General features: G+C 70.0%; 19 protein-coding genes and 1 pseudogene. 9 read left to right on the top strand and 11 right to left on the bottom strand.

The window, feature by feature from the left end; all coding sequences use genetic code 11:
* Positions 1 to 165 precede the first annotated feature (165 nt).
* The 6 genes from E1182_RS02975 to E1182_RS02950 form a co-directional block, all read right to left on the bottom strand.
* Positions 166 to 657 (bottom strand): hypothetical protein, encoded by a 492-nt coding sequence (locus E1182_RS02975; RefSeq protein ID WP_132261062.1) that lies wholly within the window; start codon positions 655 to 657, stop codon positions 166 to 168.
* 52 nt (positions 658 to 709) lie between these two features.
* Positions 710 to 1,579: a carbohydrate ABC transporter permease gene (locus tag E1182_RS02970; protein ID WP_132261061.1), complete on the bottom strand. Its 870-nt coding sequence runs from the start codon at positions 1,577 to 1,579 to the stop codon at positions 710 to 712.
* 151 nt (positions 1,580 to 1,730) lie between these two features.
* Positions 1,731 to 2,765 (bottom strand): ABC transporter ATP-binding protein, encoded by a 1,035-nt coding sequence (locus E1182_RS02965; protein ID WP_132261060.1) that lies wholly within the window; start codon positions 2,763 to 2,765, stop codon positions 1,731 to 1,733.
* Positions 2,762 to 4,093, bottom strand: coding sequence for a sugar ABC transporter substrate-binding protein (locus tag E1182_RS02960; RefSeq protein ID WP_132261059.1), 1,332 nt, complete (start codon positions 4,091 to 4,093; stop codon positions 2,762 to 2,764). The genes E1182_RS02965 and E1182_RS02960 overlap by 4 nt, the downstream gene beginning before the upstream one ends.
* Before the next feature lie 8 nt (positions 4,094 to 4,101).
* Positions 4,102 to 4,938 carry a carbohydrate ABC transporter permease gene (locus E1182_RS02955; protein ID WP_132261058.1) on the bottom strand — a complete coding sequence of 279 codons (837 nt, stop codon included), beginning with the start codon at positions 4,936 to 4,938 and terminating at the stop codon, positions 4,102 to 4,104.
* Between the two features lie 25 nt (positions 4,939 to 4,963).
* A complete protein-coding gene (locus E1182_RS02950) occupies positions 4,964 to 7,756 on the bottom strand; it encodes a sialidase family protein (RefSeq protein WP_132261057.1) in 2,793 nt (930 codons plus the stop codon).
* Between the two features lie 743 nt (positions 7,757 to 8,499).
* Between E1182_RS02950 and E1182_RS02945 the strand changes: the two genes are divergently transcribed.
* The 3 genes from E1182_RS02945 to E1182_RS32905 are packed head-to-tail and all read left to right on the top strand — an operon-like array spanning position 8,500 to position 9,683.
* Entirely contained in the window at positions 8,500 to 8,679 is a 180-nt protein-coding gene (locus E1182_RS02945; protein WP_132261056.1) for a hypothetical protein, read from the top strand.
* Positions 8,676 to 9,506, top strand: coding sequence for an SDR family oxidoreductase (locus E1182_RS02940; RefSeq protein WP_132261055.1), 831 nt, complete (start codon positions 8,676 to 8,678; stop codon positions 9,504 to 9,506). Before E1182_RS02945 ends, E1182_RS02940 begins: the two co-directional genes overlap by 4 nt.
* Positions 9,507 to 9,539: 33 nt before the next feature.
* On the top strand, positions 9,540 to 9,683 hold the full coding sequence (locus E1182_RS32905) for a LysR family transcriptional regulator (protein WP_371687506.1): 144 nt from the start codon (positions 9,540 to 9,542) through the stop codon (positions 9,681 to 9,683).
* Positions 9,684 to 9,829: 146 nt separating this feature from the next.
* On the opposite strand, the gene E1182_RS02935 is transcribed toward E1182_RS32905, so the two are convergent.
* Positions 9,830 to 10,150, bottom strand: coding sequence for a helix-turn-helix domain-containing protein (locus E1182_RS02935; RefSeq protein WP_243704851.1), 321 nt, complete (start codon positions 10,148 to 10,150; stop codon positions 9,830 to 9,832).
* A 189-nt stretch (positions 10,151 to 10,339) separates the two neighbouring features.
* On the opposite strand from E1182_RS02935, the gene E1182_RS02930 reads away from it, so the two are divergent.
* Both E1182_RS02930 and E1182_RS02925 read left to right on the top strand, forming a co-directional pair.
* Positions 10,340 to 11,155 (top strand): NAD(P)H-binding protein, encoded by an 816-nt coding sequence (locus tag E1182_RS02930; protein WP_132261053.1) that lies wholly within the window; start codon positions 10,340 to 10,342, stop codon positions 11,153 to 11,155.
* A 483-nt stretch (positions 11,156 to 11,638) separates the two neighbouring features.
* Positions 11,639 to 12,628 (top strand): hypothetical protein, encoded by a 990-nt coding sequence (locus E1182_RS02925; RefSeq protein ID WP_371687505.1) that lies wholly within the window; start codon positions 11,639 to 11,641, stop codon positions 12,626 to 12,628.
* Here the strand turns inward: E1182_RS02925 and E1182_RS02920 are convergent.
* The gene (locus tag E1182_RS02920) at positions 12,603 to 13,097 is read right to left on the bottom strand and encodes a DinB family protein (protein WP_132261052.1); all 495 of its coding nucleotides are present in this window, start codon (positions 13,095 to 13,097) and stop codon (positions 12,603 to 12,605) included. The two genes, E1182_RS02925 and E1182_RS02920, sit on opposite strands and share 26 nt — an antisense overlap.
* A 153-nt stretch (positions 13,098 to 13,250) precedes the next feature.
* A complete protein-coding gene (locus E1182_RS02915; protein WP_132261051.1) occupies positions 13,251 to 13,820 on the bottom strand; it encodes a hypothetical protein in 570 nt (189 codons plus the stop codon).
* 96 nt (positions 13,821 to 13,916) lie between these two features.
* On the opposite strand from E1182_RS02915, the gene E1182_RS02910 reads away from it, so the two are divergent.
* Together E1182_RS02910 and E1182_RS32900 are read left to right on the top strand one after the other, a co-directional pair.
* A complete protein-coding gene (locus tag E1182_RS02910) occupies positions 13,917 to 14,939 on the top strand; it encodes an AraC family transcriptional regulator (RefSeq protein ID WP_132261050.1) in 1,023 nt (340 codons plus the stop codon).
* Positions 14,940 to 15,395: 456 nt separating this feature from the next.
* Positions 15,396 to 15,492 (top strand): annotated as a pseudogene (locus E1182_RS32900) (DNA methyltransferase); the annotation flags it as partial.
* A 406-nt stretch (positions 15,493 to 15,898) separates the two neighbouring features.
* Here the strand turns inward: E1182_RS32900 and E1182_RS02895 are convergent.
* Positions 15,899 to 16,582, bottom strand: a complete 684-nt coding sequence (locus tag E1182_RS02895; RefSeq protein ID WP_132261048.1) for a response regulator transcription factor — start codon at positions 16,580 to 16,582, stop codon at positions 15,899 to 15,901.
* Positions 16,570 to 17,850, bottom strand: coding sequence for a sensor histidine kinase (locus E1182_RS02890; protein WP_243705993.1), 1,281 nt, complete (start codon positions 17,848 to 17,850; stop codon positions 16,570 to 16,572). The genes E1182_RS02895 and E1182_RS02890 overlap by 13 nt, the downstream gene beginning before the upstream one ends.
* Positions 17,851 to 17,978: 128 nt before the next feature.
* Between E1182_RS02890 and E1182_RS02885 the strand changes: the two genes are divergently transcribed.
* Positions 17,979 to 18,785 carry an ABC transporter ATP-binding protein gene (locus E1182_RS02885; protein WP_243705992.1) on the top strand — a complete coding sequence of 269 codons (807 nt, stop codon included), beginning with the start codon at positions 17,979 to 17,981 and terminating at the stop codon, positions 18,783 to 18,785.
* 2 nt (positions 18,786 to 18,787) lie between these two features.
* The gene (locus E1182_RS02880) at positions 18,788 to 21,340 is read left to right on the top strand and encodes an ABC transporter permease (RefSeq protein WP_132261047.1); all 2,553 of its coding nucleotides are present in this window, start codon (positions 18,788 to 18,790) and stop codon (positions 21,338 to 21,340) included.
* Positions 21,341 to 21,422 lie beyond the last annotated feature (82 nt).

Genomic DNA, 21,422 nt, shown 5'->3' with positions numbered 1-21,422 from the left:
CATACAGATCAATTACCTGGAACCGAGCTGCCGAAACACCATCTGCACATCGACCATACCCAGCCGCCGAGCAATCGACTCGCTCATCACAAGGCCACCGAGCGAGTTTTGGCACGGTACATCTGGAGACCGCGTTGAACGAGGAGATGACCGAGCACCGCTGGGTCAGGCCAGGTCGACGCGGGCGACGGCGACGGTCTGCGCCAGGTCACGGTCGGCACAGGCGGCCGGCCTCGGCGCCAGCGCGCCGTGCACGGTAACCCGGTCACCCGGGTTCAGTGCCTCGGCCGCCGCACCGGTCAACGCCCAGCGCCGCGTCCCGACCACCAGCGTGGTGCACCCGCCCGAGCGTTTCACGGTGCCGGTGAGTGTGCGCCCGCCCCACGGCAGTCCGCCCGGGATCTCCCCGCCGGATGGCGGGGGCGGCACGCCACCGCCGCGGTCCGGCGGGGGCCGCCCGGCCGACCCACCCGGGTTGGTCGACGGCGCGACGCCGGAGCCGCCAGCGGGCGAGGGCTCGATGGTCGGCACCTTTCTCGGCGGCGGTGGACCGGTGGGTGGGGCGGCCGGCCGTAGCCCAGGGTCGCCAGCCAGACCGCAGGCGGTCATCAACACCAGCACCCCGACCGCGGTCAGCACGATCGACGCTCGACGCATGGGCAGCGCACCTCCGTCATCTGGGACGCACCGTCATCCGCCGCGGTTCCCGCTAGCGCGGGTAGAAGCGTCGGTAGCGACGGATCAGCCGCCACTGCACCAGCACCGCGGCCAGGGTGAGCACCATCATCACCAGCGTGGCCGCCGCCGCATAGCCGTAGCGCAGGTACTCGAAGCCGGTCTGGTACACGAACAGCGACAGGTAGGTGGTGGCGTACGGGGGCGGGCCACCGTCGGTCACCACGAACGCCGGCACGAACGTGAAGTGCAGGCTGGCGATGGCGTCGCGGACCGCCAACAGGGCGAGTACCGGCGCCATGAGCGGCAGGGTGATCCGGCGGAACACGTCCCAGCCGGTGGCGTCCTCGACCGCGGCCATCTCGTAGACGTCCCCGGGCAGCGCCCGCCGCGCGGCCAGCAGCACCACGAAGGTCTCCCCCATGGTGAACAGGCTCATCAGGATGATCGCGGCCCGGGCGTCGGTCGGGTCGGTGAGCCACTGCGGCGGTGTGCGCCCCAGCGCGGTCAACCCGTTCTCCCCACCGACGCGCAGCACCTGGTTGACCGGCCCGTACAGCGGATTGAGCAACCACAGCCAGAGCAGGCCGTACGCGATCTCGGGCACCGCGGTGGGCAGCAGCGCCGCCGCGCGAGCAGTGCCCGCCCCGGGTGCGCGGCGGTGCAACAGCAACGCCAGGCCGAGCGCGAGCAGCATCCGTAGCGGCACGGCCACCACCGCGAAGACCAGGGTGTTGGTCAACGCGATGCGGAAGATCGGATCCTCGACCAGCGCGGTGACATTGTCGAAGCCGGCCCAGGCCGGGGGACGCACCAGATCGTAGTGGGTGAACGCCAGGGCAAGGGTGACCAGGGCCGGCAGCAGCACCAACCCGACCAGTCCGACCAGGTATGGCGCGAGCATCAACGCCAGTTGCCGCCGCGAGCGCGCGTCGGGCCGGGCCGCGCGGCCGACTCCTGTTGCCGGAGCTCGCGGACCCGTCCCACTCCCCGCGCTCACGTGTCAGCTCCTGGTCGCGATCGCGTTGCTGCCCAACCCGGCTGGTTCCCCGCGCTCACGGCGCCAACCGGCGGCCGGAGGCGGCGTCGAAGACGTGCGTGTCGGCCCAGCGCACGCCGACGCGTACCGCGGCACCCCGGTCGGGACGGCGGGCGGTCGGCACCCGGGCGACCACCGGTTTCCCCCCTTCGAGGGCGAGGTACACGTAGGCGTCCTCGCCGACCACCTCGACCCGGTCGACGGTGGCGGGAGCGCCATGGCCCACGTCGAGGGTGGCCGCCTCGGGCCGGAAGCCGATCTGCGCCTCGACGGGCAGGGCCGGCGGATCGCCGGTGGGCAGCAACGGGCCGCCGGCCGGCAGCAGGTTCATCGCCGGGGAGCCGACGAACCGGGCCACGAAGACCGTGGCGGGGGTCCGCCAGATCTCCTCCGGGGTGCCCACCTGCTCGATGCGGCCATCGCGCAGCACGGCGATCCGGTCGGCGAGCACCAGCGCCTCGGTCTGGTCGTGGGTGACGTGGACCATCGTGGCCCCGAGGCGGTCGTGCAGAGCCCGCAGTTCGGCGCGCATCTCCACCCGCAGTGCCAGGTCCAGGTTGGACAACGGCTCGTCGAGCAGGAACACGTCCGGCTCCCGCACCAGCGCCCGGGCCAGGGCGACCCGCTGGCGCTCGCCGCCGGAGAGTTGCCCGGGCCGGCGGTCGAGCAACCCGGCGCAGCCGACCGTCTCGGCCGCCGCCCGGGCCCGTTCGCGGGCCACCCTGCGCGGAGTGTCGCGCACCTCGAGCCCGAAGGCGATGTTCTCGGCGACGGTCAGGTGCGGGAACAGCGCGTACGACTGGAAGACCATGGAGACGTTGCGCAGGCCGGGCCGCTGGTCGGTGACGTCGCGGCCGGCGATGCGCACCCGCCCGGCCGTTACCGGCTCCAGTCCCGCCACGACCCGCAGCACGGTCGACTTGCCGGCGCCGGACGGACCGAGCACCACCAGCAGCTCGCCGCGGGCGACGGCGAGGTCGATCTCGTGCAGGACCGTCTCGGTGCGGTATGCGGCACTGACACCGTCGAGGACCAGTCCGGCCCCGCTCACCCGTTCTCCCCTCGCGCGAACACCGGCCGGCTCTTGGTGTCCAGTTCACGGATGACGTCGTCGAGCCGGTCGCCGCGGTGCACGGCGTTCTCCAGGATGCCGTAGCTGAGGTCCTCGATCTCCGGCCAGGTGGAGACGGTGGGCAGCGCCCGGACGGTGGGGATGGCGTCGAGAAAGACCCGTGAGTTACGCGGCGGCAGGTTCGGGTCGAGGAAAGCCGGAGAGCGGGACGTCTCGACGTGCGACGGTACGGTACGGCCCGTCGCCGCGATGATCTTCTGCCCCTCCGCCGACATGGCGTACTCCATGAACCGCCAGGCGGCGTCCTTGTTCCTCGACCCCCGGGTCATGCAGTACGCGTCGGAGTGCAGCACCCCGACCGGCCGCCGGTAGACCGGAAGCGGGGCGACGTCCCAGTCGAAGCCGGTGATGGTGCGGAAGTTGGTGGTGGCCCGCCGGGAGGTCATCAGCATGGCGAGCCGGCCGTTGACAAAGCGGGACTCGTCGTCCTCCGCCTCCACCTCCGCGTCGCTGGGCACCACGCCGTACGCCAGCCGCAGGTCGACGAGGTTCTTCAGCGCCTCCCGAGCGGCAGGGCTGTCCAGGACGAGCCGGGTGGGTCGGTCGGGGTCGTCGACGATCTCGCCACCGTTGGACCACACCAGCGGCGCGAGCCGGATGATCGACGGTTCGACGCCGAGGCCGTGCACGGCGGGCAGCCGGGCGGCGCCCTCCGCCTCGGTGCCCTTGATGACCACGCCGCGGTTGTCGCGGGTCATCGTGGTGGCGGTACCGACCAGGTCGTTCCAGGTCCAGCCGGGTCTGGGTTCCGGTACGCCGTACTTGGCAAACAGCGTGCGGTTGTAGTAGACGGCGAGGCTGGAGACGTTCTGCGGCAGGCAGAGTTGCTGATCGCGCCATTTGAAGGCGTCCATCGCCACCGGGTAGTAGTCGGCGGGGTCGACCGCCTCGGAGGCGGCGATGCGTTCGTCGAGCGGCTCGACCACCCCCTTGGCCGCGAACTGGCCGTAGAAGCGGTAGTTCATCAGGAACACGTCCGGCGGCGCACCGCCGGCGACGGAGGTGGCCAAGCGCGCCAGCAGGTCCTTGCGGTCGCTGGCCTCGATCAGCTGGACCCGATAGCCGGGCCGGGCCGCCTCGTACGCGTCGATCAGCGTCCGGTACGCGGCCAGTTCCTCGGGGGCGCCGAAGACCAGTAGCTTGACCTGGTCGCGGGAGGACGACCCGACACCGGAGCCGCAGCCGGTGACGGCGAGCGCGCCGCACAGCGCCACGGCGAGCAGGGACTTCAGTCTCACGGTGGTCATCCCCTCGATCAGTGGTCGTGCAGGAAGCGCCGCTGCGCCAGGACGAAGACGGCCAGTGCGGGAAGCGTGGCGATCACGGCCCCGGCCAGGAAGACCGGGAAGTTGGTGGGGTCCAGCAGCGACAGCGACCGCAGCGCCAGCGGCAGGGTGAACAGATCGCGATCGTAGACGTAGATCAGCGGATCGAGGAAGTTCGACCAGGTCAGGATGAAGGTCAGCGCGGTGAGCCCGGCGGTCACCGGGCGCGCGAGCGGCAGCGCCACCTGCCACCAGGTGCGTAGCGGTGACAGGTCCTCGACCTGGCAGGCGTCGTACAGGTCGGCCGGCAGCGCCCGGAAGGCCAGGTAGTAGACCAGGACGTAGAGCGGTGACGTGCCCAGCAGGGCCGGAGCTATCAGCGGCACGAGGGTGTCGGTCAGCCCCAGGAATCGGAAGATCGCGAAGCGCGGCACGAGCAGCGCCGTCGCCGGCACCATGAGCGCGACCAGGGAGGCCGCGACCACCACGGCGGTGGTCCGCGGGGCGAGCCGGGCCAGGGCGAATCCGGCCAGTGAGGCGACCAGCACGCTCAGCGGCACCGCCACGACCGCGACGAGCACCGAGTTGAGCGAGGCGCGCAGCAGGCCGCCCAGGTTGAGGGCGCGTTCGTAGCCGGTGGTGGAGACCGGGTCGGGCACCAGCTGCGGAGTGGGCGACGGCGGTAGACCCGGTTCGGTGAGCGAGCCGGAGACCAGCAACAGCAGCGGTGGCACGAACACCAGGATGACGAAGGCCGCGCCGAGGGAACGCCACAGCCGGGCGGCCCGCTCGGGCAGCGGTGAGGGGCCGCGGCTGCGGCCCCTCACCGGGATGTTGCCGATGATCCGTTCCTTACCTGAGCTTCAACTGCCAGGCGCCGAGGCCGTGCGAGGCGGCGTAGAGGATCCGCTTGCCCGGCACGATGGTCAGCCCGGCGACCTCGACGTTCGGCATGCCGTCGGCCGCCTTCACCCAGGAGGTACTGCCCGTGGCCAGCCGCAGCACACCGAAATCGGTGGAGGCGTACAGGTCGCCGGTGACGTCGTCCCGGACCAGGTCGGCGATCGGCTGGTCACCGACGTTGTACGACCGGTCGGTCCAGGTCGCCCCGCTACCGGTGGCCTTCACCTCGAACGCGTGCCCGACGGTGGCCGGGGTGTTGGAGTTGAAGCCGCTGTAGGAGATCCACGCCCGGGCCGGGTCGGCCGGGTCGACGTGGATGCTGGTGACGAAACGGTTCGGAGTGGTGGCGCTGTCGATGCGGGTCCAGGTCACCGCGGAGGCCGGCTCGGCGTCGGCGTTGCGGGTCACGAAGACCCGGCCGGTGCTGGTGGCCGCCCATGCGGTGGAGGTGTCCGAGTCGACCCGCTGGATGACCGAGACAGCACCGCCGGCCCGGTCGCCCCACGCGGCGCCGGTCAGGTTGGTGGTGCCCAGCGGCTCCCAGTCGCCGCACTGCTCCTCGTACGTGCCGGTCCACGAGTTGCAGATCCGGTTGGCCTCGGCCAGGCTGCGATCGCCCAGGCCGAAGGTCTTCGTGCGGTACACCGACAGTCCGGTGCCGGCGAACATGGTGCCGCTGACCTTCGGGTCGCTGACCACCGGGGCGTAGAACAGGTTGCCGGGCTGGCCGTAGATCGGGTCGGCGGTCCAGATCCAGCTGCCGATGTCACCGTTGTTGAAGTTCACCTCGGGCGAGACGTCGAAGAAGGTGTGGAACCGGAACTCCGGTTTGCCGACATCCCAGCCGGAGGCGCCGCCGTCACCGATCATGGTGTTGACCCAGCGCCGGCGCTCGCCCTTGTTCTCCCAGGTGCCGTTGTCCTGGGTGCCGCCCTGCAGCAGGTTCGCGTTGTGCGGGCTGACCGACAGGCTGATGAACTGCAGCGTGTTCATGCCCTTGTTGATTCCCTCCAGCTTGGAGGGAATCCTCGCCAGCATCTGCTTGCAGCGGTCCTTCTGCGCCTGCGTGGTCAGGTTGCGCTTCGGGTTGTCGCACCAGGACGACCGGTCGACGAACTCGCCGCTGGAGCGCATGACGCCGCCGTCGTTGGCCTCGAAGAACTGGTACGGGTTACGTGGGTTGGTGACCAGCGCGTGCTGGTCGGGGTGCAGGCCGTTGGGGTGCAGCTCGTCGGTACCGTCGTAGGTCATGTCGGTGCCGCTGACCCCGGCGTCGGTGGAGAGGACGACAGCCCGCTTGTGGGCCACCGTCTCCCCGTAGACGTAGCTGCCGCCGGTGTAGACGATGTCCGGGTGCCCCTCGGGGGTGTGCACGAACACGTCGTACCAGCATTGGCCGCCGCACTGGTCGTAGGTGGCGAAGCCCGGCTCGGCCGGGTTCGCGCTGGTCAGGTCGGTGAACGTCGGGGTGCCGGTGGCCACGTCGTCGCTGCGGAACAGCCGCGAGTACGGGTTGCCGATGTTGCCCTCGTAGACGTACATCCGGGTCTTGCCACCCGGCAGGGTGGTCACGTCGATCGCGGCGCGAGTCTGGAACACCGCGGCGTTGAGCGACGGCTTGATCTGCGCCCACGTCGCCCCGGCGTCGGACGAGCGCCAGACGCCCCGGGCGTAGGAGGAGGCGTAGACGATGTTCGCGTTCTTCGGGTCGAGCTTGACGTAGCGCACGCCCCGTGGCGAGCAGGAGGTGGTGTTGTTGTACTCGGCCATGCTGCCGGTGCACTGGCTGGCGTCCGCCGAACCGTTGTGGATGAACGTCCAGCGCTTGCCACCGTCGGTGGACTTGTACAGGCCCCACTTCTCGGCGTCCGGCACCGGCCTGGTGCCCCCGGTGCAGCAGGAGCTGGACACGCCGCGCAGGGCGGTGGTGGTGGCCACGTAGAGCGTCTTCGGGTCACCGGGCTTGATGGTGATCTCGCCGATGCCCTTGCCGGCCAGCACGTCCTTGCCCAGCGGACCGGACCAGGTCAGGCCACCGTCGGTCGACCGGTACAGGCCGACACCGGCGACGCAGCCGGAGCCGCAGGTGTTCGCCTCGCCAGTGCCGACGTAGATGGTCAGTCCGGTGCGGTCGTTGCGGTCGATCTTCACCGAGCCGGCGGCGTTGATGCCCAGCGGGCCGCCGAGGTAGAACCACTTGGGCTCGGCGGCGAGGATGTTCAGGGTGCCCCAGACACCGCCGCCGGCCGGGGTGACGTACGCCCGGCAGAGCAGCTTGTTGCAGTCCGGGCTGATGTCGATCGAGGTGACCCTGCCGCCGGCGACGTACTCGTTGGGCACGTAGTTGAACGCGTCGCGGTGCTCGGTGAACGGGTAGACCGCCTCGCTCGGCCCAACGTTGGTCCACCGCTGGCTGCCGCGGAAGCGCTTCTCGGCGGCGGAGTAGGCCGCCTTGGACCGGTCGAGCTGGGCGATGGTGATCGCGTTGGCTGGATAGGCCCGCTCCAGGAACTCTTGCTGGGCGGCGCCACCGGGCCCGTCCGGCGACATGCCGTCGTTGCCGGGAGCGGGCCGGCGCAGGCGCTCCAGATGGGCGCCGAGCCCACCGGGCATCTCACCGTCGCCGACCGCGGCGGTGGCTGGCGCCTCGGCGCCGGAGAAGTGGATACCGACAAAACCGGTCGATGCCACCAGGACACCGACCGCAAGGCATGCAAGGAGATGGCGACGTCTGCGCTTCACGAGGGTCCCTCCGCCAAAGGCGTCGCCGCAGCGCGGTACCTGGATTGGCGACCGTCGCGGCAGCGTCCACGCAGGAGAATGTCAGAGTTCAGGATCGGGGACAATCCCACAAGCGCATCGAAGTCCGCTCAGGGCTGCCCGCATCGGCCGGTTAACGAGATGAAGACGGCCATCCTGGACCCGTGAGCATGCCGCTCTACCTGCCCGGATCACGATCCGGCGGGACAGCGCTCTGGGCGACAAACTCCATGATCAGCCGAGCGATTCGTGGACGGGTTGACCTCAGCCCGGGCTTCACGTTGGATGCTCGGCGCGTGGACGTGACCCGCGGCGTAGTACCGCGACCTGGTGCCGCAACACGAGCACCCGACCACCTTGGCGCGCCCACCGCAGGCCAACAGGGTAATCAACCGCAGCGCTGACAAAGATTTAGTAGGTGGCCGAGCGACAGGAGCATGACCGGCCGCATGACGCCATCCGCCGATCCACAGCGGACCGGGCCGCACGTCAGCGCCTGCAACCGAGTTTCCGAACGGCACCGGCTCCCCCGGTCGACTCGGACCAGGCCACCAGCGCGGTGGTCGACCGGATCCGCGAGGCATGCGCAATGCGCAGGTGTGCTCTGAGCAATCATCATGGTTCGCATGCCACGATCGCGGGCACCTGATCCTGGTGGCTGACACACGTTTCCCGGCGCCCTTGGGGACTCGCCGCTACCGGCGGGCGTCGTCTCGGACCAGAGAATGCCTGTCAAGCAGGTCGTCGCGGAGCTGTTCGCCGGCTTGGAGCGAGACGAGCGCGAACCGCACGTCGGCCTGACCCAGGCCGTCCACCAGGCGCGGGGTCAGTCGCCGACGCCGCCGTGCGCGGTCAACGCCGCGACCGGCGGCTGGCAAACCAATACGGGCAGGAGGCTCACATGACTACATGGTTCATCACCGGAGCGTCCCGCGGGATCGGTCGGGAGCTGGCGGAGCAGGCCCTGGCGCAAGGCGACCGGGTCGCCGCAACGCTGCGCCGACCGGAACAACTCGACGATCTGGCCGCCAAGCACGGCGACCGGCTGTGGCGACGGAGTCTGGACGTGCGTGACGTCGCCCAGATCGAGGACGTGGTCGCCGCCGCGTTCGCCGACCACGACCGGATCGACGTCGTCGTCTCCAACGCCGGCTACGGCGTGTTCGGCGCCGCCGAGGATCTCTCCGACGAGCACATTGACGGGGTGATCGCCACCAACCTCACCGGCTCGATCCAGCTCGCTCGTAGGGTGGTTCCGCCCCTTCGTGAGCAGGGCGGCGGCGTGTTCGTCCAGCTGTCGAGCATGGGCGGGCACATCACCTTCCCTGGCTTCGCGATCTACCACGCGACCAAGTGGGGAATCGAGGGCTACCTCGAGACCCTGGCGGCGGAGATCGCTCCATTCGGAATCAGGACCATCCTGGTCGAGCCGGGAATGGTCCGGACAGGCTTCCAGGACGCCGCGGAGCGTGTCCCGGTCAGCGATCCCTACCGCGGTGGGCCCGCCGACATGCCACCGATCTCAGTCGAGGAAATGGTCGGCAGCCAGTCCGGGGTAGCCCACGCGATCATCGAGGCGGCGACCTCGGCGGATCCGCCCCTGCGTCTGCTGCTCAACTCCGACGCGTACATCGCAGTCACCACCACGCTGCGGGAGCGGCTCGCGTCGCTGGAGGCCCAGCGCGACAGCGCCTACCGAGCGGACGCCGACTATCCGAGGCTCGACGCCTGATCGGGCTCTGGTCTCGCCTATCGCCGTCGGATCATGCCGGAGTTGGCACTGGCCGGACTGCGCGTGACGGTCGAGGTGGTGCGGCGTGGGTCCTTCACGGGCGGCGGCAGCGGTGCTCGGAACACGCAGTCCGCGATCTCCCGGCAGATCAGCGCAACGGAGGCCGCAGCCGGGTAGCCCACTGTCCGCGCTGCGGCGCTCGCCCATATCTGGGTGAGCCTGCCGGCCCGGCCTCCGCACCCGCCACGCCTGCCCCAGAACGTGACCACGGCGGGCAGGGCGACTAACTGTTGCGGGACAGGACGTTGACGGCGCGCTGCGCGTCACCGGATCTCGTTGTCCGGGTGGTCGCCGTCGTAGGCCTGACGGGCTTGGGCGATGGCTGCGCGGTGTGCCAGTGACCAGTCGGCGAGTGCTTTGACGAGGTGGGTGAGGCTTGCGCCGGTTTCGGTGAGGCGGTAGTCGACCTGGGCGGGCACGGTCGGGTACACGGTCCGAAGGACGAGGCCGTCTCGTTCCAGGCGGCGCACCGTGAGGGTCAGCATACGCTGGGAGATCCCGTCGATGGCGCGCTGGAGTTGGCGGAAGCGTCGCGGCCCATTGGCGAGTTCGACGATCACGAGAACCGACCACTTGTCACCCACCCGGTCAAGAACATCTCGGATGCCGCAGTCTGGGTGATCCGGCTGTCCGCATGGTTCGAGCTCGGCGGCTCCTGCGGTTACCTCCGTGTGCCTTAGTGACACGAGACTGCCTCCTTGTGAGCCGCCGGACGCGGGTTCAGGATCTCACCGTAGTTACTGAAGAGAACCACGACAGGAGACCGAACCGCAATGATCATGGTGACCGGCGCCAACGGACAGCTCGCTTCCCTGACACTCGCAGAGCTCGACGAGCGGGAGGTACCTGCCCTGGGAGGGAGTCGCACTCCCACCAGCGCACAGCGCCACCTTGACTTCGACGACCCCGCAACCCTCGACCTCACAGGCGTTTCGACCCTGCTCCTCGTCTCGGCCGGGTATGCCGAGGACGACCAGGTCATCGCGCGTCACCGGACTCTTCTCGACGCTGCAGGCCGCGATGGCGTGGCCCACGTGATTTACACCAGCCTGACCAGCGCCGGGGACCACCTCGGGTTCGCACTCGCCCACCGGGCCACCGAGCAAATGATCAAGACCAGCGGGCTCGCGTGGACCATCCTGCGCAACGGGCTGTACGCCGAACTCTTCGGTGCCTTGCTCGCCTGGACTCCCGACGGCTTGGAATCAGCATTCGGGACCGGCGCACTCTCCGTGGTACCGCGGGCCGACCTGGCAGCTGCCGCAGCCGTCGTCGCAAGCGAGCCCACCGCGCATGTCGGCAAGGTCTACGACCTGGTCGGCGACCCGATAACCGCTGGCGACATCGCCGATCGTCTCGGCGTCGCCCACCGTACAATCGGACTGGGTGAGTACCGCAGCCGCCTACTCGGCAACGCCGACCTGCTGCCATTCCAGCCGCCGATGCTCGCCTCAATCGCCACCAGTGTCCGCCACGGGTTCCTCAACAACACCAGGCCCGACCTCGTGCGCCTGCTAGATCGACCGCTCACAGATCCACTCACCGTCGCCGCGGATGCCGCGGCCGCCATGCGCCCCGGCACGCACTGACACAGATGCTTCATCGCCATGCGCGACCTCGAACCGTGGGGATGCGAGCTGTACTGACGCTCGACTCGCCTGTCTGCTGAAAGAGCGCGCCGGGTCTACATGCACTCGGGCTTCCAGCGGCCAGCAGCCCGTGAACCCGGCATACTCCTGCCGGGTTGCGGCGAGCAGCAGCAGCCATCCAGCGTGCCTGGCACGCGTCGGGCGCGGGGCCGATCCCGAGGCGGCGTCAGCCGGGGTGGGCGGGCGGCGCCACGCACACGGGTGGGCCGAGTCGCCGCAGCGCGCCGTAGTGCCTGCTCCGGTCACCGTGTTGTGCTGGCTGAGCAGCGCGTACTCCATGTCCGGGGTCGAGGGCCGGCGCGAGGCCGGGCACGGTCGCCGGTCCGACTTTCGCCGTGACCAACCCCTCCGCCATCGTGCTCCTCGACCACAACCGCATGACCCGATGATCTAGATTGGCGTCAGTCGACGCGCGGGGGGTACATGACGGTTTTCGGCTGCAGGAGCTGCGACGCCACTCTGACGGTCCCGGTGTCGAGGGTGGCGCTGCCCGTCCAGGCGGACCAGAAGTACGGCAACGGGCCGGGATCGCTCGCGCCGGCACTGGAGCCCGGCACGTTCGCGGTGAATCCACTGCCCTCTGGTTCGCCACGGCGCCGGTGGGCCGAACTCGAAGCCGGTGAGGCCGAGGCGCTCGGCTGGTACGCGCCGAGGTTCAGCATCTCCGCCGGGCCGGTCGGCCGGGTGTTGCTCGCCCCGGGGGACGTCCGCGGCGCCGTCATCGACCCGGCGCTGGTCGGCGACTCCGCGTGCTGTGGCCTCGACGGCAGCGAGCCCAACATGGTCTGCGTCACCTGCGGCACGCCGGTGGCCATCCGGATCGACGACTGTGGCCTACGACAGGCAATCTGGCTGGACCCGCTGACCACCCACGTGATCGAGGACGGTCCCGGCCCGCACCCGGTGCTCGACTGGGCAGGCCTGATCGACCAGCGGCACGGTATCCCGCCGTCCGAACCGGGCGGCGGCTGGCACCCGATCTGGGCGGCCACCGCAGCCTCGGCGCTGGCACACTTGCTGGCTGCCTCGCGCGGCGACCCGATCCTGATCCCCGATCACCAGGTCGCCGAGGTCTTCCGGCCCACTCTCGACCGTCTCGTCGGCCCGGTCGGCACGGGGCCGGAGCGCGCCCTCGTCCTGGCCGGGCCCGGCCTTCCGGACGCCGACGCCGACTTCGCCCTTATCCCAGAACATCCGCAGACCGGCGAACTCTGGCCGGTGGCCCCGCCGGTGAAGCCGATCCCGCTGGCCTGGGACGCCTGGCGGCACCTCGCGTTCCACCAAGCCCCAAAGCCGGTCGGGCGGTCGGTCCCGATCCCCGGTGGCCTTCGAGCGTTCCACAGGCTCGCATGCACCGGACAGCGCGACAACCCCGAGCCCCGACCTCTTACCGGCCGGTGGCACCGTCGATGAGCTCGCGCAGGATGTCGGCGTGACCGGCATGCCGGACGGTCTCACTCGTCATGTGGGCGAGCACCCAGCGAAGCGTACGAGGCGCGTCACCGACCGGCTGCGCGGTGAGAACGTCGAGGCCAGAGGCTGCGCTGATGTGGGCATCGCTGTCGGCGATCGCAGCCCGGTAGCCGGCGATGATCTGATCCGGGGACCGGTCCGGCGCGACCACCATGTCCGAGTCGACGTCGGCGTAGCGCGGGTCGCCAGCGAACGTGTAGCCGAACCAATACCTTTCGGCGTCGGTCAGGTGCTGGACCAGGCCCAGCAGTGTGGTGTCGGAGACGACCAAGCGGCGCCGCAGCTGCTCCTCGTTCAGCCCGGCGACCTTCTTCAGCACGCATGATCGAGCGAAGGACAAGAAGGCGAGGTTGGTGTCGAGTTCGCCACCGTCGTTGCGCGGCACGGCTTCGCGTTGGGATTCGATCATGGGCCGACCTTACGCTGTTGTCATGGCGGAAGGCAGGCCGTGGACGTCGTCCGAGCCGGCCCGGCCAGACGCCCGCTCATTGGCATGAGCGGATGTCACGTCTGGTGTTGGCCGCGACGGGTGCGTTCAGCCGTACTTGGTCAGCCGTAGCCCTCACCTGGCGAACGTTGCCGCCGCCCGCCGCGCGGTGGCCAGCAGCAGCACGGCGAGTCCCATCCACCCGCCGATGAACAGGAAGGTCTTGGCCAGGGTGGCGAGTGAGTTGGCGAGGCTGAGCACGGTCAGCGGCTGCGGCTGCCCGGCGATCAGGAGCAGTGCGGTGAGGTTCTCGACGGCGTCGGCGGTCGGGGCGAGCACGAACGCGGCCGTCGTGCGCCGACCGAGCCGGTCGAGCCAGTCGCCGGGCGGCTGAGTACGCCATGCGAGCACGCTGAGCGCAGTGAAGAAGAGCAGCGTGCCGATGATGATGGTGATGTCGACGACCTGGACCCAGCCGAACAGGTCGAGCGTGCCCTTCGCCGCCAGTTGGTCCAGCGCGTCACGCTTGACCGCCAGGTCGAAAGTGACCGGGACACCACCCCAGCCGGCACCCGGGTAGCCGACCCGGCTGAACAGCGCCTCGGTGAACGACCCGCCGACCATCATGACCAGGAAGCCGGTGACGCACCAGGCGCCCACGACGACAGTACGGGGGACGATTCGCAGAGTGACAAGTGGCTTCATGAGCCGTGACGCTACGACTGCGGCCACCGCACTACCATCGCCTCACGTTGCCGATACCTGGCGTCCGGTGACACGGGAGGGTGGCAGGTGGAAAGGATGGCCGAGGCGGGTGCGTCGGTCTGCGTCGCGGTGGTGGCGAACACCGTCCGGTCGCTGGTCGCGGTCGGGGCTGATCCGGCTGCCGTCGAGCGGGTGCTCGGATTCGCGGTCGACCGGTACATCGATCCGGACGCGCACGTCCCGCTCGCCGCGCTGGCGCGGCTCGAACGCGCGGCGCCGGACCTGACCGGCGACCCCGCGGTGGCGCTGCGGCTGGCCGGCCGATGCGCCAGCGACGGCAACGTCGGCGCGATCGGGCAGCTGGCGGCGCACAGCCCATCGCTGCGAGAGGCGCTGTGCCTGGCGGTCCGTCACGCCAACGTGCTCGGCACGGGTTTACGGCTGGCGCTGCGGATCACGACCGACCGGGCCGAGCTGAGCTACCACCGCACCGAGGCGGCCTCGCGCACGACGCAGGGCGCCGAACTGGCGCTCGGCGAGATCGCCACGACGCTCCGGTTTCTGGCCGACGGCGCAGACGTCGACCTGCGCGCCGACTTCCGGCACGAGCGGCCCGGTCATGCCGCCGCCTACGCGGCGGTCTTCGGCGATCGGGTGCGCTTCGGTCAGGCAGAAGACCGGATCACGTTCGTCGCCGAACTCCTCGGCCGGCCGCCGCCCCGGGCGCAGAGCTACCTGTTCACTGTGCTGCGCGAGCACGCCGTGACACTCGCCGAACGCGTCGCGGCCACCGGCGCCGACAGCCGACAGGTGCGCGAGCACATCGTCACCCGACTGCCGCTCGGTCCACCCACCGCCGAGGCCACCAGCCGGGCGCTGGGGATCAGCCGGCAGACCCTCTACCGCCGGCTGCGGACCGAAGGCACCACGTTCGAGCAACTGCTCGACACCACGCGGCACCGGCTAGCCCTGGAACACCTCGGCAACCCCCGGTACACCCTGCACGAGATCGCCACCCTGCTCGGGTTCGCCGAGTACAGCTCCTTCCACCGCGCCGTGCGACGCTGGACCGGGCACAGCCCGCAGATGTACCGGCGCGGCATCGGCGTGCGATCCTAGGCTAGCCGCTGCCGGACCTGACCGACGTCACAATGAATGCGGCAGGCGTGGGCCTCAAGGCATGGGTTGGAGCTGGACCAGGATCATCCAGTTGTCGCCATCGGCGCGGTACGTCGCCCGGACCCGGTACGTCCTCGGATGCAGATCGGCCACGAGGTGGTTGCCCGGCTCCAACTGCGTTCCAGGCCACGCAACCGCTACGAACCCGCTGATGCTGCTGTCGACGTCGCCGCACCCATACTCCGGGTACTTGGAACTGCTCAAACCGAGCCAGTGAGCTGAAATCAGCGTCACCCGCGCCACTGGGAGCATCCGCACATCGACAGAAGCGGATGCGCCACACGGTCGATGGCGGGCCGTCGTAACGGAACGTGGTGATGGCATCCGAACCGGTCTTGTGGGTTTCGCTGCGCACGCGACGCTAGGTACGTTCAGCGGTACCTGGCCGTGGACGTCAACCCTGGTGACGTGGTGCTCGACCCGATGGCCGGCATCGGCACCACCGTGATTGAGGCCATGCACCTCGGCCGGCATGGTGTCGGGGTGGAGTACAGAGCTGGTGGGGTCGCCAAGGCCGCGGACACCGTCGGTCACGGTCGGTGTTCATTAACGGTAGCCGAATATCTGGAACTGAACTTGAGCAGGACGGTGACCTACAGCCGCACCAACCTCGTCCGGGATCAGCGCTACGGTGACCATTCCCCCGCGCAGCACCGTCACTGCCGAGTACGGCGTGGACGGCTTTGGCACCTCGTACACGGAGGACACGGACTGGAAGATCGGCAATGGATGTCCTGACGGCACGACCCCGGGGACGTCCGTGACGCCGACTATCAGTAAGCGGCGGCTGTTCAGCTTCGCCTGACAGTGAGAATGTACGTGAGTCCCGGACCGGCCGGTCTGCCCTTCGCCTGACTGATCTTCAGGTCCCTGACACGATTCGTTGCCAGGTACGGGACTCACGTGCACTCAGCGGACGCGGCGGTGATGACCTCATGGCCCTGAAGGTAGGCGAGCACCGCGCGTACCCGCCGATGGTCGTCTTCGCTGCTTGCCGGCAGGTTGAGCTTGGCGAAGATAGCGGCGATGTGCTTGCCCACCGCGGCGTCGGTCACCGTCAACAACCGTGAGATCGCTGCGTTCGATCGTCCCTCGGCCATCAGCGCCAGGACCTCCCGTTCGCGTGGGGTCAGCCTGGTGAGCGGGTCGCGGCGCAGCGCGAGGAGCTTGCTGACCACTTGTGGGTCGATCACGCAGCCGCCGCCGGCGACCCGTTCGACGGCGTCGACGAACTCGGTCACGTCGGCGACCCGGTCCTTCAGGAGGTATCCGACACCGCCGCTGCCCGAGGATTCCAGCAGTTCGCTGGCGTAGGTCGTGGCGACGTACTGGCTCAGGGCCAGGACCGGCAGGCCGGGGTGGTTGCGGCGCAGGGCGAGGGCTGCGCGCAGTCCCTCGTCGGTGTAGGTGGGCGGCATCCGTACGTCGGTCACCACCACGTCGGGACGGTCGGTGGCGACAGCATCGACCAGCGCGGTAGCGTCGCCGACCGCGGCGACGACCTTGTGGCCGAAGCGGGCGAGGATGCCGACGAGCCCTTCGCGCAGCAGCACCGAGTCGTCGGCGAGGGCTACCCGGAGCATGGCAGTTCCAATCTCAGGAGGGTCGGGCCACCGGGCGGGCTGGACAGGATCAGCGTGCCGGCAAGGGCGTCGACTCGGTCGACGAGGCCGGCCAGGCCGGTACCGCTGTCGGGGTCCGCACCGCCGACGCCGTTGTCGCGTACCTCGACGACGAGGGTGCTCCCGTCGAGGCAGCCGGTCACCCAGATCTGGTGCGCCTTCGCGTGTTTGACGGCGTTGGTCAGCGCCTCCGCGACCACGAAGTACGCCGCGGACTCCACCGTCGACGGTAGTCGATGTGGTACGTCGATGGCGATCGTCAACGGTGTGGCGGCGCTGTCGGCCAGCTCGGTGAGCGCCGCCGGCAGGCCCCGTTCGGTGAGGACCTGCGGGTGGATGCCGCGTACCAGTTCGCGAAGCTCGGCCAGGGCGGCCTTGGCCTGCTCGGCGGCCTGGTCGATGAGGGACTGGGCGGCTTCGGGGTTGTCGCGTACCTCCAGCCGGGCCATGCCGAGGGTGATGGCCAGACGCAGGAGGCGCTGCTGGGCACCGTCGTGCAGATCCCGTTCGATGCGCCGGCGCTCGACCTCGAACGCGTCGATCAGCCGCGCCCGCGACCGGGTCAACGTCCGGACCGTCGCCTCCTCGCCGGGGGCCAGCAGGAGGTGGGCCAGCGCGGCGTGGGCGATCGCGGCGAGAACCACCGCGTAGCAGATGGCGAGCACGACGACGATCATTCCGAACGCCAGGAGCAGCACGGGTGCGACGACGTCCGACAGCCCGGCGGGAGCCTGCCCACCGGCCGGCGGCGACGGTGGCGGGTCGTCGGGTTTCAGCACCAGGATGAGGACCAGTCCCGGGCTCAGGGCGAGCAGCGTGGCCACCAGGTCGAAGGCCAGCAGAACGGTTCCGTGCAGCACCGAGTACGCCAGTTCCCGCCACGTCGCGGCCTCGCTGTGGCGAAGGCGTAGCCATGCGGCGAGACCGGTCCCGTCCGGTGGCCGATGCGGGTCGGGCAGCGCCGGCCCGCCGAGCAGCCTGATCCTCCGTCGTTCGAGGGCTGCCAGGGGGTGTATCGCCAGTGGCGTCAGGACCGCCAAGCCGGCCAGCAACGCAAGGGGCAGCCAGGCCAGGGTGAAGGCGCCGACCACAGCCCCGGACGCGAGGTAGGCGAACGCCCGCAGCGGCCATGGCGAGAACGCGATGCGTAGTGGTCGGGTCCGCATCGCCTCCCAAGCGGTGCTGGCGCGGGCCTTTCCGCCGGCCACAGCGGCCCTGGTCGTCGTCACGGCCAGCACTGTACGTCTTAGTGCTGGCCCTACATTCAAGACTCGGGTGTGGGCCAGTGTGCCTGGCGGCCGGCGGCGCTTGGATGGGTCGGGTCAAGAGACCGTCCAGCACCGCATGAGGAGGAATCGTGCCAACCACGACAACTGGGCCACCCCGCACGGGGGTTCGCCGGGACGCCACGATCGCGGCGCGCGCCGTGGATGTGTGGAAGGTCTACGGCAGCGGCGAGGCCCAGGTGGCGGCGTTGCGGGGCGTCACTGTCGATCTTGGCGGCGGCCAGTTCACGGCGATCATGGGACCGTCCGGGTCGGGCAAGTCGACGCTGATGCACTGCCTGGCCGGGCTCGACACCGTCACCCGCGGCGAAGTGCACATCGGCGACATGCTCGTCACCGGGCTCAGCGACGCCAAGCTGACCCGGCTGCGCCGCGACCAGGTCGGGTTCATCTTCCAGCAGTTCAACCTGTTGCCGACCCTGACGGCGCAGGAGAACATCCTGCTGCCGTTGTCGATCGCCGGCCGCAGGCCCGACCGGGACTGGTTCGCCCAGGTCATCGAGACCGTGGGCCTCGGCGACCGGCTGTCGCACCGGCCGAGCCAGCTCTCCGGCGGCCAGCAGCAGCGCGTCGCCTGCGCCCGCGCTCTTGTCGCCCGCCCTGATGTGATTTTCGCGGACGAGCCCACCGGCAACCTCGACTCGCGGTCGGGCGCCGAGGTGCTGGGCTTCCTGCGCCGCTCCGTGCGCGACCACGGCCAGACCATCGTGATGGTGACCCACGACCCCAACGCCGCCTCCTACGCCGACCGGGTCGTCTTCCTCGCCGACGGGCAGGTCCGGGCCGAGCTCTACGAGCCGACCGCCGACGCCGTCCTCGACACCATGAGGCGCCTCGACACCGACCCGGCCGACACCAGCCAGACCGTGAGGGCCTGACCATGCTGCGCGCGACCCTCAAGAGCCTGCGCTCCAGAAAGCTGAGGCTGATCCTGTCGGGCATGGCCGTCGTCCTCGGCGTCATGTTCGTCTCCGGCGCGTTCGTCCTCACCAACACGCTCGCCGCGTCGTTCGACAGCCTCTCCGCCAGCGTGTACGCGGGCACCGACGTCGCCGTCAGCGGCAAGGCCCCGGTGTCCGGCGGCGAGCCCGACGAGAACTCCGCCACCGTGCCGGCGGAACTCGTCGGCAACGTCCGCGCGATCCCCGGCGTCGAGAAGGCCACGGGCACTGTCAGCGCCAGCGGCGCGCGCGTCATCGGCTCCAACGGCAAGGTCGTCACCACGTCCGGGCCGTCGCGCCTGGGCACCAGTTGGACCGGCACGGCGGACCTGCGCCAACTGCGTGTCGGGCGTGGGCCGCGGGCCGCCGACGAGATCGCGGTCAACGCGAGCCTGGCCGCGGCCGCCGGAATCAAGGTCGGCGATCGGCTGGGCGTGCTGACCCTGAAGCCGAAGAAGATGTTCACCCTCGTCGGCATCTTCGGCTACAGCGGTAACCGCGACACCATCGGCGGGGCCCAGGAGGTGTCGTTCATCGAGCCGGTCGCCCAGGAGCTGATGCTCGGCAAGACGGGCGTGTACTCCGCCATCGTCGTCACGGCCGCACCGGGTGTCACGCCGGACATGCTGCGCGACCGGCTCTCCGCCACGCTGGGCAACGCCTACGACGTCAAGACCGGCAAGCAACTGCAGGACGCCGCCGCCGAAAGCTTCCGCCAGTCGCTGAGCTTCTTCAACAACGTGCTGCTCGGCTTCGCCGGAGTGGCGCTGTTCGTCGGAACGTTCCTGATCCTCAACACGTTCTCGATCCTCGTCGCGCAGCGCGTCAAGGAGTTGGCGCTGATGCGGGCCATCGGTGCCAGCCGGTGGCAGATGATCGGGTCGGTGCTGGCCGAGGCGCTGGCCATCGGCGTCGTCGCCTCGGCGCTCGGGATGGGCGCGGGCATCGGTGTGGGGGCACTGCTGGCGTACCTGTTCAGGCATGTCGGCAACACCGACCTACCCATGGAATCGATCGAGATTCCGGCGTCGGCCGTGATCAGCGCGTTCGCGGTGGGCACCCTGGTGACGCTGGTGGCGGCGCTGCTACCGGCGCTGCGCGCCGCGCGTATCCCGCCGGTCGCGGCGCTGCGGGAGGTCGCGGCGCCGGACCGTCCGCTGACCCGCCTCGCCGTCGCCGGCGCCCTGACCACCGCGATCGGGAGTACCGCGCTCGGGCTCGGACTAGCGGGCCAGGGCGGCGAGGCCACGCTGTTGCTGCTCCTCGGCGGCGTGTTGGTCAGCTTCTCCGGCGTCGCGCTGCTGACGCCGATGATCGCCCGGCCGGTCGTGTCGATGCTGGGCCTGTTGTTCTCCTGGTCGGTACCGGGCCAGCTGGGCCGGCTCAACTCCGCTCGCAACCCGCGGCGCACCGCGATCACCGCGGCCGCCCTGATGGTCGGCCTAGCGCTGATCACCGGGGTGCACGTCGTCCTCGAATCCGCGGCGGCCAGCTTCACCAAGATGGTCGACACGCGGGTCAAGGCCGATCTGATCATTGCCGGTGAGCCCGGGGGTGACTCGATGCCGACCTTCGACCCCGCGGTGTTGGACCGCGCACGCCAGACCGGCGGGGTACGCGAGGTCGTCGGCGAGTACGGCGACATCGCGATGATCAACGGCAGGCCGAGTCGGGTCAACGCGGTCACCGACCTGGCGGCCATGACGCGCATGTTGCCGCTGCGGGCGATCGAAGGCACGCTCGCGACGTTGCCGGCCGACCATGTGGTCGTCGACGCCGAGCGCGCCACGGAACTGGGGCTGCACGCCGGCAGCGCCGTACAGGTGCGGCTTGCCCACGGGGGCATCCGCACCATGATCGTGGCCGGCATCTACACCGACGACGATGTGTACCGGGTCGGTGGGTGGATCCTGCCCGCCGAAGCGGTACACGACTTCCGGGTGGCCCAGCCCTCGTTCGGGTACCTGCGCCTCGCCGACGGCGCCGACGCCACCGAGATCCGCAAGCAGATCGACGCGCTGCTGGTCGACAGCCCCGAGGTCACCGTCGGCGACCGCAGCACGTTCATCGCTCAGCAGAGCGGACAGTTCGACACCGTCCTGGCCATGATCCAGCTCTTACTGGCGCTGGCGATCCTCATCGCCGTCCTGGGCATCGTCAACACTCTCGCACTGTCGGTCCTGGAACGTACCCGCGAGCTCGGCCTGCTCCGGGCGATCGGACTGCGCCGGGCACAGGCGATGCGCATGATCACCGTCGAGGCCGTGGTGATCTCGGTGTTCGGCGCGTTGCTCGGCCTCGCGGTCGGCAGCGGGCTGGGTGCGGCCGTCGTACGAGCGCTGAGGAAGGAGGGCTTCACCGAGGTGGCACTCCCCTGGGAGCAGATGGGGGCATACCTGATACTCGCCGTGATCGTTGGCGCGTTCGCCGCGACCCTACCGGCGATCCGGGCAGCGCGGGTCGACGTACTGAGCGCAATCGCGCACGAGTAACCCGACTCCTCCGCCGAACCGCGTGGCGGGCCTGAAGTCAGGCCCGCCACCCCCCATCCCTGCTCCGTGGGCCGCGGCCGGT

The organism is Micromonospora sp. KC721 (assembly GCF_004348355.1).
Classification (GTDB): Bacteria; Actinomycetota; Actinomycetes; order Mycobacteriales; family Micromonosporaceae; genus Micromonospora.
The sequence above is the reverse complement of the archived record's forward strand: the minus strand, read 5'-3'. Positions and strand labels throughout refer to the sequence as shown.